Genomic DNA, 12580 nt, shown 5'->3' on the forward strand with positions numbered 1-12580 from the left:
ATTTTAATTAGATATTGAACAAATAAGAAAAACTGTAAAATTTAAAAAATACAACAAATTAGTATTCTATTAGAAATGAATTCATTTTACAATTTTATACTTAGAATCGTATCTTTACACCAAAATTATCAAAGATGTCTCAACAAGTTCGTGTGCGTTTTGCACCTAGTCCAACTGGACCTTTACATATTGGCGGAGTTCGTACCGCATTATTCAACTATTTATTTGCCAAAAAAAACAATGGTGTTTTCTTCTTGCGAATAGAAGATACAGATCAAAACCGTTATGTTCCAGGAGCAGAAGAATATATATTGGAAGCCTTAAAATGGCTTGGAATTTCTCCAGACGAAACCATGGGTGTAAATGAAAAATTTGGTCCCTACCGTCAAAGCGAAAGAAAAGATTTATACCAACAATATGCTAAGGATTTAATTAATTCTGGAAATGCGTATTATGCTTTTGATACAGCTGAAGCGCTTGATGCTATTAGAAAAGAAGAAGAAGAACAAGGAAAAACTTTTATATACAATCATCATAATCGTGAAAAACTAGATACTTCATTAATAATTTCTAAAGAGGAAACAGCTCAAAGAATTGCTAATGGAGAACATTATGTAATTCGTTTTAAAACTCCAGTAAATGAAACATTGCATTTACATGACATTATTCGTGGAGATATAAAATTTGAAACGAATCTTTTAGATGATAAAGTATTGTTTAAAAGTGACGGAATGCCAACATACCATTTGGCTAATATTGTAGATGATCATTTAATGGAAACTTCACATGTAATTCGTGGAGAAGAATGGTTACCGTCAATGCCTTTACATGTTTTATTGTACAGAGCTTTTGGATGGGATGCTCCCATATTCGCTCATTTACCATTAATAATGAAACCAATTGGTAACGGAAAATTATCGAAACGAGATGGTGATAAATTAGGTTTTCCTGTATTTCCATTAGATTGGAAAACCGAAGAAGGAATTTCTTCTGGTTACAGAGAAAAAGGATTTTTCCCTGAAGCAGTGCTTAACTTTTTAGCTTTATTAGGTTGGAACGACGGAACCGAAAAAGAATTGTACAGTCTAGAAGAATTAGTAAATTCTTTTGATTTGAATAGAGTTCATAAAGCGGGTGCAAAATTTGATCCAGAAAAAAACAAATGGTTCAATCATCAATATTTAATGAAGCAAAAACATTCTGATCTAGCAAAAGCCTTCGCTCCTATTTTAGCAGAAAAAAATATCCAGGTTACAGATGATAGTTTGATTAGAATAGTTTCTTTGATAAAAGAACGTGCACATTTCGTATCGGAATTTTGGGAAATGAGTGATTTCTTTTTTGAGGCTCCAACAAACTATGAGGAGAAAGCAACTAAAAATTGGAAGTCAGACACTCCAGCTTTAATGCAAGAGTTAATTTCAGTTCTTGGAGAAATCACAGATTTTACATCTACTAATATTGAAACGATAGTAAAAGACTGGATGACAAAAAATGAAATTGCAATGGGTAAAATAATGCAACCTTTCCGATTGAGTTTGGTAGGTGCTCTCAAAGGTCCTCACCTATTTGATATTGTAGAAATCATAGGAAAACAAGAAACCATTAAAAGAATAGAAAAAGCAATTACTACATTATAACAATATTAGCCCTGAAATTCAGGGCTTTTTTTTGGATTTAAAATGGATAAAATCGAGCTAATTTTTTAAATAATTATTAACATCAGAAACCTAGTTTTAATTTTGTAAATTGTCAGTTAATTTTTAACTAAAATAAAAACAATATGAATGTCGCATTAATTATCCTATTTGTGTTTGGGTTGTTTATTCTGTTATCTTCTTTTTTCACAGTAAGACAACAAACAGCTGTTGTTATAGAACGTTTTGGTAAGTTTTTAAGTATCCGACAATCTGGTTTACAATTAAAAATTCCCGTAATAGATAGAATTGCAGGACGTGTGAATCTTAAAATTCAACAATTAGATGTGATCATCGAAACTAAAACTAAAGACAACGTTTTTGTGAAACTTAAAGTTTCCGTTCAATTTATGGTTGTAAAGGAAACGGTTTATGATGCATTTTATAAATTAGAATATCCACACGACCAAATTACCTCTTACGTATTTGATGTTGTTCGTGCAGAAGTTCCAAAATTAATCTTAGATGATGTTTTTGAAAGAAAAGATGATATTGCAGTAGCAGTAAAAAGAGAATTAAATGAAGCAATGACTACTTATGGTTATACAATCATCAATACTTTGGTAACTGATATTGATCCCGATATTCAAGTAAAAAATGCGATGAACAGAATAAATGCAGCCGATAGAGAGAAAACAGTTGCTGAGTTTGAAGCAGAAGCTTCGAGAATTAGAATTGTGGCTAAAGCGGAAGCAGAAGCAGAAAGTAAACGTTTGCAAGGTCAAGGTATTGCAAATCAAAGAAGAGAGATTGCAAAAGGATTAGTAGAAAGTGTTGATGTATTAAACCGAGTAGGAATTAATTCTCAGGAAGCTTCTGCTTTAATTGTTGTTACTCAGCATTATGATACACTACAAGCTATTGGTGCTGATGCTAATTCTAACTTGATTTTACTACCTAATTCCCCACAAGCTGGTAGTGACATGCTAAATAATATGATCGCGTCATTTAGTGCTTCTAATCAAGTGGGCGAAATGATGAAAATTAGAAATGACAAATCTAATCCTAAAAAACAAAATAGAACTGATTACAAGTTGCCAGAAGCTCCTAGTAACCCTGAAACAGAAGAATAAATTAAAATAGTATTTAAAAAGAAAATAGAGGCTTATAAGCCTCTTTTTCTTTTGGTAAACCAATTCTTTATAAACGGAATTGCTTTATTAAGTACAAACGGAACACTTGCAGAAACAAGAGCTCCATAAGGAATAGCTGAACTGTAAGTACTAATTAAATCACTTACAATATTTTGAGGTGTTAAGTTTTCCTTTGTTTTCTTTACACCAAAAACCAATTTTTCATAACTAATTTCCTTTTCAATCTTTAAAATTTCGAGTTCTCTATCTATTTGAGAATAAGACGTATATTTTTTGATTCCCATAATTTAGTCGTTAAAAAATATTTCTGAAAATTTCTCTAAAATAGGTCCTTCAACAATTTTGTCTTTTATTAAAAATAACAAACTAGTAATTAAAAGATATATACCACCAATAATTAAAAAACCTAGAGGATAATTATCTAAAGATTTTCCAATTGCCAATGCTCCTGCTATCGAACAAAATAATAATACCATACTCAAACACAATAAAATCAAGGAGAATTTAAGAATCATTGTAGTTGATTTCATCGCTACTTTAAAACCCCATAACTTATAGTAGGAAACATTAGTTTTAATATAAGCATGAATTTGTTCCTGAATTTCCTCTGTATTTTCTTTTAATTCTTCAAAAGCCATATAGTTTGTATTGGGTATATTAAAATAGTTAAATTAAATTATTTTTGAAGTTTTGCATTTTGCTTTTTCAAATCCGATAATTTATTTTCAAGAAAAGAAATTACATCTTCTGTTTTATGACTCATGTTTGAAACTAAATCTTGATATGTATCTTCAAGATCAAATTTGGCAGCATTTAATTTTTTACTAAACTCTGACGTTACCGAATCTAATTTGTGATGCAAATCACTTTTAGCATCATCAAAACCATCTTTAACTTTTTTTCTAGTTTTAGATCCTTTATCTGGAGCATATAAAATTCCTAAGCCTGCTCCAACGGCTACTCCTACTAAAATTGCTGCTAATGTATTTCCTGAATTTTTAGACATAATTATATATTTTAAAAGTTTGTTCTATAAAGTTACAAAATTATTAACAAGTTCCCGTTAACAAGTCGTTAAAGTATATATATACAAACTATAAAGCCAATACAAACCGTTTAATAAACGCAATTTACAACACGATATTCTTTGCTAATTATTTTAAAATAATGCTTTAAATTTAATCTATGAAGGTCGTTTTTAATCAAAACTACTTATTAAAAATAAAATAGTAATAATAAATTACAATAATAAAAAAAAGCTTTCTTAAAGAAAGCTTTTTATAAATAAAATCTATTTAATAGATAAACATTATATTTTAAGATGTGTTAATAATTGTAACACTTTTTCATTTTTTTCAATCTTTTTTAATTCCGAAAGTTGGTTTTCAAAAAGATTAAAATTAGTAAGATCAACTTGTAAATTTTCAATCGCTAAAATTCGAACAGCAGCCAATTGACTTTTTAAAGACATCGTATATAACTTAGTCAACGTTTCCGCATCAATATCTTTTACTTTTACTTTATCAGAATGTTGTAAAATCAAATTAGAAAATAATAAAGCGTTGTTATCATTCTTAATATTTTTGACAACAGTTTGAATAATTAAACTGTAATTATCGATACTTTTGATGTTAGCAATAATAGAATTTAAAATCAAAAGTGCATTATTCTCCTCTTTTTCTTTAACGTATTTATTGATTTCTTTTTGGGTATTCATCAATAAATTTTCTTCTTTCTTACCTTTTTCCTCCCAAGCATCCTTTAAGCCAACCGTTTTATTAAAGATAATTTTATCTTCGGTCGAATCTTTATCCACATTAAAATATCCTAAACGTTGAAACTGGAATTTTTCTCCTGCTTGTACAGTAGCTAAACTTGGCTCTACAAAACCTTTTATAACTTCCAGAGAATTTGGATTCATAAATTCTAAGAAATTTTTCTCTTTATGACTGTCTGGTGCTTCATCAATAAACAAACGATCATACAAACGAACTTCAGCTTCAATAGCATGTTTTATAGTCACCCAATGCAAGGTTCCTGCAACTTTTCTTTGGCTTGCTTCGCTCCCACTTCCACTTCTACTATCTTCATCGTAAGTAACATGAATTTCTGTAATAGTACCTGATGCGTCTTTTACAACATGTTCACCTTTAATAATATAAGCATTTTTAAGACGGACTTCTTTACCCAAACTCAAACGGAAAAATTTAGCTGGAGCTTCTTCTAAAAAGTCTTCTCTCTCAATATATAACTCTCTTGAAAAAGGAACTTTTCTAAAACCAGCACTTTCATCTTCTTGATTATTTTCTGCTTCAAGCCATTCTTCTTTATCTTCAGGATAATTAGTAATTACAAGTTTAATTGGATCTAAAACAGCCATTACTCTTGGAGCCGTTTTGTTTAAATCTTCACGCAAACAAAATTCTAATAGGGAAAAATCGATTACATTTTCTCTTTTGGCCACGCCTATAATTTCACAAAATTTACGAATAGAAGCTGCAGTGTACCCTCTTCTTCTTAATCCAGAAATAGTTGGCATTCTTGGATCATCCCAACCATTTACTATATTTTCTTGAACTAACTGCAAAAGTTTACGTTTGCTCATTACCGTGTAATTCAAGTTCAAACGGGCAAATTCGTATTGATGGGGACGCACTTTATTTGCATCATAAATTTGGTCTAAAAACCAATTGTATAGTTCCCTGTGCATTACAAATTCTAATGTACAAATAGAATGTGAAATTTGCTCTATATAATCACTTTCGCCATGCGCATAATCGTACATAGGATAAATATTCCAATCATTACCAGTTCTATGATGATGACGATGTAATATTCTGTACATCAAAGGATCTCGCATCAACATATTGGTTGATTTCATATCAATTTTAGCACGTAAAACGTGACTTCCTTCTGGATGATCACCGTTTTTCATGGCTTCAAATAAAGCTAGATTTTCTGCTATAGTGCGATTTCTATAAGGACCATCAACACCAGGTTGTGTAGGCGTTCCTTTTTGAATCGCCATATCTTCAGAAGATTGACTGTCTACATACGCTTTACCATTTTTGATCATTGCAACAGCCCATTCATACAACTGCTGAAAATAATCGGAAGAATATAATTCTTCTGTCCAATCAAATCCCAACCATTTCAAATCTTCCTTAATAGCGTCAACATATTCCTGCTCCTCTTTGGCTGGATTGGTGTCATCAAAACGTAAATTAACTGGCGCATTGTACTTTAAACCTAAACCAAAGTTCAAACAAATGGATTTGGCATGACCAATATGTAAATATCCATTAGGTTCTGGTGGAAAACGGAAACGTAATTTATCTTTTGGAAAACCATTGGACAAACTATCCTCAATGATTTGTTCTATAAAATGGAGTGATTTTTCTTCGGTTGACATATTTTTTTCTTAATTTTAGCAAAGATAAAAAAGTTTACAGTTATCACTTTACACTTTGCAGTTTTCTTTCAGAACTGAATTTTTCAACAAACAATATATTAAATAAAAAATGGGAATTATTAAACTAAAAAATATTAGAACCTACTCCTACCACGGTTGTCTAATCGAAGAAGGAAAAATTGGATCTGATTATATAGTCAATCTAGAGGTCAAAACGGATCTAAGAAAATCAAGCATATCAGATGATTTGAAAGATACCGTAGATTATGTGCTTTTAAACAGCATTGTGGTAGAAGAAATGGCAATTCGTTCTGATTTATTAGAACATGTAGCGCATCGAATTATCAACCGTGTTTTTAATGAAATTCCAGAAGTTTCTAGAATAATTGTTGGAGTTTCTAAATTGAATCCTCCTATTGGTGGTGATGTTGAAGCGGTTACGATTGAAATGGAAGAATACAGAAGTTAATATTAATTATTGTTGAGTAGCTATTTTAGATTTCATATTTTAAAGGAAAATAATTATCTGTTTTATTTAGAATTTGAAATTTGGAATTTGATTTTTTTATAGTACATTTGCAAACCAATAAATAATTGGCGTCGTGGCCGAGTGGCTAGGCTGGGCTCTGCAAAAGCTCCTACTCCGGTTCGAATCCGGACGATGCCTCTAAAACCTTCAAGGAAACTTGGAGGTTTTTTTTATGTCTAATTTTTAAGAAAAATTAATTAAAAATAGTGTTCGAATCCGAACGATCCCTCTGAAACCTTCAAGGAAACTTGGAGGTTTTTTTATGTCTAATTTTTAAGAAAAATTAATTAAATATAGTGTTCGAATCCCGACGATGCCTCTAAAACCTTCAAGGAAACTTGGAGGTTTTTTTTATGTCTAATTTTTAAGAAAAATTAATGAAAGATAGTGTTCGAATCCCGACGATGCCTCTGAAACGTTCAAGAAAACTTAGAGTTTTTTTATGTCTAATTTTTAAGAAAAATTAATTAAAGAAAGTGTTCTAATCCCGACGATGCCTCTGAAACCTTCAAAGAAACTTGGAGGTTTTTTTAGGTCTAATTTTTAATAAAAATTAATGAAAGATAGTGTTCGAATCCGGACAAAGCCTCTGAAACCTTCAACGAAACTTGGAGGTTTTTTTAGGTCTAATTTTTAAGAAAAATTAATGAAAGATAGTGTTCGAATCCGGACAAAGCCTCTGAAATCTTCTATTAAACTTGGAGGTTTTTTTAGGTCTAATTTTTAAGAAAAATTAATTAAAGATAGTGTTCTAATCCCGACGATGCCTCTGAAACCTTCAACGAAACTTGGAGGTTTTTTTTATGTCTAATTTTTAAGAAAAATTAATTAAAGATAGTGTTCGAATCCGGACGATGCCTCTGAAACCTTCAAGGAAACTTGGAGGTTTTTTTTATGTCTAATTTTTAAGAAAAATTAATTAAAGATAGTGTTCGAATCCCGACGATGCCTCTAAAACCTTCAAGGAAACTTGGAGGTTTTTTTTATGTCTAATTTTTAAGAAAAATTAATGAAAGATAGTGTTCGAATCCCGACGATGCCTCTGAAACGTTCAAGAAAACTTGGAGGTTTTTTATGTCTTATTTTTAATAAAAATTAATTAAAGATAGTGTTCGAATCCCGACGATGCCTCTAAAACCTTCAAGGAAACGTGGAGGTTTATTACTATATTTTAGATAATTTGAAATAAAACTTTTTTAAGTATTTTTCACCTTACAAGCTTATTAAAAAGAGTATATAAATTGTTAGTAAGTTCCAATATTTCGATTATAATTAATTAAGTATCTAATATTCAACTATTAAATAGTGAGTATAAAAAAATCCTAATTCTGAATAATTATTCAGAATTAGGATATAGTGTTATTAATAAAACTTTTAAAAGCTTATTTATCAATTTTTTCTAAGGCATGTTTTACCATTTCTTTTTCTTTTGGAAACCAACCTTGTGTGATTAAAACTGTTCCAAAAACCATTAAAACAATACTGATTCCTTTTTTAATTTTTAAAATATTTACTGGTGTCAATTTATTCTTTAACTGTTTTGCCAAGATTATTTTGATACAATCAACAATTAAATAAGACAAAATTACGGTTACAAAAAAAGTTATCATTCTTGAGTTTTGCATTTCTAGTTTTGGTCCTACCGAGATAATTACTGCCAACCAAAAACCAAGAACTCCTATGTTTATAATATTCAAAAAGAAACCTTTTACGAATAAACTTCCATAGTTCTTTTTTATAATCTCTTTATCAATCAAATCGGTATTGATTTTCTGTTCATTTTTTAATTTAATAAAAGATATCAAACCATAAACTAACATTAATATTCCTCCAAAAATAAAAAGAGCAGGCTTGTCTTTTAAGTTTTGAATTAATCTGAAACTACCTAAATAAGCAATTCCGATAAAAACAATATCTCCTAAAATTACACCTAAATCAAAAACTAAAGCGGCTCTAAATCCTTTTAAAATACTAGTTTCTAGCAAAATAAAGAATACAGGACCTATCATAAAACTTAAGAAAATTCCCCAAGGAATACCTGCTAAAATATCGTTTACCATCAAAAATGTACATTTATTACCAACAAATCTAATGTAATTTACTAATTTTTCTCCAAAATTGTTCCACCAATAAAAATTTCTTGGTTAATTTGTTTTGGTTTTCCATAGATAAAAATAGAGCCTCCAGCTTTTACTTTAGCCTCAACCAAAGTACTAGCATTAATTTCAGCTTGTCCTCCTGCAGAAACTGTAATAGTAGTTTGAGAAGTATTTAAATCTTTAGCATTTAGAATACCTCCAGAAGTAATAGCTACATTTTGATTGGTAGATTTACCTGAAAGAGAAATAATTCCGCCTGAATTTACTTTTACACTTACCTTTTCAACATCAACATTTAAGCTTAATTCACCACCCGATTTTGCATTCAACTCTAAACTAGTTTGTTTAAAATCATTCGCACTAGTTATAGAACTTCCCTCACTTACTGCAATACTTTCTAGATTTTTATAATATAATTTCACCACAATATCATTCCCAGATAATAGCTTTGGAAAAGGCATTCTTATTTTTAAATCTCCATTTTTATTGACCGTTTCAACTTCTGCAGCACGTGATCCAGTAATTTCTAATTTGTTTTCGTTTGCAGCTATCAACTGAACTGAAATTTTATCAAAAACTTTGACTTGATCAAAATCACCTAGGTTTCTACTTACTTGTGCATGTGTAAATTGTGCTAAAAGCACCAATGCAATAATTACTACTTTTTTCATTTTTTTATTTTAATGGTTCTTCCACTCTTCTTAAAAAATTAAAGTCCAATTGTTTTTTTACTAAATCGGCATTTTTTACTTTAACGTAAATTTCGTCTCCTAATTGTAATAATTTACCAGAAGTTTCACCTTTTAGCGCATATTGTTTTTCATCAAAGGTGTAATAATCATCTTTAATATCTCTAATTCTACACATTCCTTCACATTTATTTTCGATAATTTCGACATAAATACCCCATTCCGTAACACCAGAAATAACACCCAGGAATTCTTCATCTTTATGATCTTGCATGTATTTAACCTGCATGTATTTGATAGAATCGCGTTCTGCATTGGTTGCCAAACCTTCCATGGTTGAAGAATGCAAACATTTAGTTTCATAGGTTTCTTCATCTACAGATTTTCCTCCATCAAGATAATGCTGTAACAATCTATGCACCATAATATCTGGATAACGACGAATAGGCGACGTAAAATGAGAATAATAATCAAATGCTAAACCATAATGACCAATATTATCTGTAGAGTATTTGGCTTTACTCATACTTCTAATAGCTAATGTATCAATAAGATTTTGCTCTTTTTTACCATTTACTTGCTCCATTAAGCTATTCAATGATTTAGAAATATCGCCTTTATTACGGAAATCTATTTTATAACCAAACTTTGCAATTACCGTTTGCATGGCAATTAACTTGTCTTCGTTGGGCTCATCGTGAATTCTATAAATAAAAGTTTTCTTTTGTTTTCCTATATATTCAGCTACTTTTCTGTTGGCCAATAACATAAACTCTTCAATTAGATGATTGGCATCTTTAGAAACTTTAAAATAAACACCTTGAGGTTCTCCGTTTTCATCTAAATTAAACTTCACTTCTACTTTATCAAAAGTGATCGCTCCTTCGGCCATTCTCTTTTTTCTAAGAATTTTAGCGAGCGCATCTAATTTTAGCGTCGCTTCTACAATATCTTCAGAAACTTTATAAGAACTACCTGTAATAGAAATTTCTTCTGGAATTGTATCGTCTTTAGTCTCTATGATGTATTGTGCTTCCTCATAAGCAAAACGTTGATCAGAAAAAATAACTGTTCTTCCAAACCATTGATTCATTACTTGCGAATCTTCATTGATTTCAAACACTGCAGAAAAGGTATATTTCTCTTCATTTGGACGCAATGAACAAGCAAAGTTTGATAATACTTCGGGTAACATGGGCACTACTCTATCTACTAAATATACAGAAGTTGCTCTTTGATACGCTTCATCATCTAGGATTGTTCCTTCTTGAAGATAATACGAAACATCGGCAATGTGAATACCAATTTCATAATTCCCATTTTCTAATTTTTTGAAAGATAAGGCATCATCAAAATCTTTCGCATCTTTTGGGTCGATAGTAAAAGTCAACGTATCGCGCATGTCACGACGTTTGGCAATTTCACTTTCGGTTATAGAGGTATCTATTTTTTGTGCAAAGGTCTCTACTTCAATAGGAAATTCTGATGGCAAACCATATTCGGCAAGAATAGCATGAATCTCAGTATCATGTTCTCCTGGTTTTCCTAACACTTTTATAACAGATCCAAAAGGACTGTCTGCTTTGGCTGGCCAATCTTCAATATGAACTAAAACTACATCTCCTTGCTCTGCCTCACCTATTTTATCTTTTGGAATAAAAATATCAGTATACATTTTTGGATTTGCAGTAGAAACAAAAGCAAAATTGGCTTGTATATCAATTACACCTACAAAATCAGTTTTGTGTCTTTCTATAACCTCAATAACTTCACCTTCTGGTTTTTTACCTTGTCTTTTATTGTAAACATAAACTTTGACAATATCTTTATCTAAAGCATGATTCAGATTATTGGTCGGGATAAATACATCTTCGTCAAGATCAGCACAAACAAAATAGGCTGTTTTACGACCAGTCATATCAATTTTACCTTCGTAATAATCTTTACTAACTGCTTTAATTAAATATTTTCCTGGTTCTGATTCAATAATTTTATTTTGTGAAGCTAAAATCTTTAAATCTTTTATAATTTGATTTCTACTTTCGGTATCATCAAGCTCTAGCTTTGCTCCTATTTGTTTATAATTGAATGCTTTATTAGCACTTTGCGATAATATTTTTATTATTTTATCGGAGAAATCTTTCCCTTTTTTTATCGGCTTTCTTAATCTTTTACTCATAAATTCTTTTCTTAAAAGTCTAAAATTACAAAATAGTAAACTGTTATCGATAAAGATAAGCCATATTTAAAGAAAATATAACTTTACAGAATAGTTGTATCTTTATAAAAAGTATAAATATGGAAGAATTCAAAACAGTGGCAATTTTCAATTATTCACATGAAATCGTTGTCCTGAAACATTTATTAGATCAAGAAGAAATTCATTATTTTTTTGAAAATGAAATTATGTCCTCTTTTGCACCAATGTATTCAAATGCTTTGGGCGGAATTAAACTTAAAATTCATCCAAACGATTTTGAAAAAGTGCAAGAGTTATTGGATAACCTAAATAACAATTTGACCATCGTTTAAAGTAGTGCTCATTCTCAAATAATTTTTTTGAAAGTTTATTTTTTTTGAAAGTTGTCAACATATATTAATATAAACAAAAAGAAAATTTAAATTTAAAATCTTTCTTGGTTGTTATTATAGCTTGTTAATAGTTGCAATAAATTTATTTTAAAAAGCATTGAAATCAAGTTTCAAGAGGTTATATTGAGTTATCAACATACTTATATTTTTATAAAGTATTCGTTTCTAAGCTTTTTTCAATAGTAATTAACAATCGTTGATAACCCTTTTTATATTGAATTTGTAAATAACTTCAACTATCATTTTTTGTTGATAACCTACTTTTTAATATTGATAACTATTCTAAAAAATAAGCTAACTAAATTAGGATTTCTAATGTCGGTTTTGGATTAGGTATTTTTTATTGATATCCAAAAAAAACTTCTAATATTCTATCCTAAGTTATGAACAATAAATGTTAATTTAAGGTTAACTGAATATCAAGTAGTTAGCTTTCACTATTAACAATGCAAAATTTTAACATATTTA

The 12580-nt window shown here is 29.9% G+C and carries 11 protein-coding genes and 1 tRNA gene; 5 read left to right on the forward strand and 7 right to left on the reverse strand.

Going from position 1 to position 12580, the window contains the following annotated elements; all coding sequences use genetic code 11:
- Positions 1-134 precede the first annotated feature (134 nt).
- The gene (gltX, locus tag J3S90_RS05080; RefSeq protein ID WP_210645184.1) at positions 135-1640 is read left to right on the forward strand and encodes a glutamate--tRNA ligase; all 1506 of its coding nucleotides are present in this window, start codon (positions 135-137) and stop codon (positions 1638-1640) included.
- Between the two features lie 143 nt (positions 1641-1783).
- The gene (locus J3S90_RS05085) at positions 1784-2770 is read left to right on the forward strand and encodes an SPFH domain-containing protein (protein WP_210645186.1); all 987 of its coding nucleotides are present in this window, start codon (positions 1784-1786) and stop codon (positions 2768-2770) included.
- 32 nt (positions 2771-2802) lie between these two features.
- Here the strand turns inward: J3S90_RS05085 and J3S90_RS05090 are convergent, their stop codons facing one another.
- From J3S90_RS05090 to J3S90_RS05105, 4 genes are all read right to left on the reverse strand, one after another.
- Complete coding sequence (locus J3S90_RS05090) at positions 2803-3075, reverse strand: DUF6327 family protein (protein ID WP_210645188.1); 273 nt, start codon at positions 3073-3075, stop codon at positions 2803-2805.
- A 3-nt stretch (positions 3076-3078) separates the two neighbouring features.
- Complete coding sequence (locus tag J3S90_RS05095; protein ID WP_210645190.1) at positions 3079-3429, reverse strand: competence protein; 351 nt, start codon at positions 3427-3429, stop codon at positions 3079-3081.
- Between the two features lie 38 nt (positions 3430-3467).
- Positions 3468-3797 (reverse strand): YtxH domain-containing protein, encoded by a 330-nt coding sequence (locus J3S90_RS05100; protein WP_210645192.1) that lies wholly within the window; start codon positions 3795-3797, stop codon positions 3468-3470.
- A gap of 303 nt (positions 3798-4100) precedes the next feature.
- A complete protein-coding gene (locus J3S90_RS05105; RefSeq protein WP_210645194.1) occupies positions 4101-6203 on the reverse strand; it encodes a glutamine--tRNA ligase/YqeY domain fusion protein in 2103 nt (700 codons plus the stop codon).
- A gap of 109 nt (positions 6204-6312) precedes the next feature.
- On the opposite strand from J3S90_RS05105, the gene folB reads away from it, so the two are divergent.
- Together folB and J3S90_RS05115 are read left to right on the forward strand one after the other, a co-directional pair.
- Positions 6313-6672, forward strand: a complete 360-nt coding sequence (folB, locus tag J3S90_RS05110; RefSeq protein WP_188049273.1) for a dihydroneopterin aldolase — start codon at positions 6313-6315, stop codon at positions 6670-6672.
- 127 nt (positions 6673-6799) lie between these two features.
- Positions 6800-6870 (forward strand) — tRNA-Cys (locus J3S90_RS05115).
- 1244 nt (positions 6871-8114) lie between these two features.
- Here the strand turns inward: J3S90_RS05115 and J3S90_RS05120 are convergent.
- From J3S90_RS05120 to rnr, 3 genes are read right to left on the reverse strand one after another with little or no spacing between them, the layout of a single operon-like run.
- Positions 8115-8792, reverse strand: a complete 678-nt coding sequence (locus J3S90_RS05120; RefSeq protein WP_188049274.1) for a LysE family translocator — start codon at positions 8790-8792, stop codon at positions 8115-8117.
- A gap of 41 nt (positions 8793-8833) precedes the next feature.
- Positions 8834-9502 carry a head GIN domain-containing protein gene (locus J3S90_RS05125; RefSeq protein ID WP_188049275.1) on the reverse strand — a complete coding sequence of 223 codons (669 nt, stop codon included), beginning with the start codon at positions 9500-9502 and terminating at the stop codon, positions 8834-8836.
- A 4-nt stretch (positions 9503-9506) separates the two neighbouring features.
- A complete protein-coding gene (gene rnr / locus J3S90_RS05130; protein ID WP_210645196.1) occupies positions 9507-11699 on the reverse strand; it encodes a ribonuclease R in 2193 nt (730 codons plus the stop codon).
- 119 nt (positions 11700-11818) lie between these two features.
- Between rnr and J3S90_RS05135 the strand changes: the two genes are divergently transcribed.
- Positions 11819-12052, forward strand: coding sequence for a DUF2007 domain-containing protein (locus J3S90_RS05135; protein ID WP_188049277.1), 234 nt, complete (start codon positions 11819-11821; stop codon positions 12050-12052).
- Positions 12053-12580: the final 528 nt, after the last annotated feature.

It is taken from the genome of Flavobacterium flabelliforme, assembly GCF_017948675.1.
Lineage (GTDB): Bacteria > Bacteroidota > Bacteroidia > Flavobacteriales > Flavobacteriaceae > Flavobacterium > Flavobacterium pygoscelis.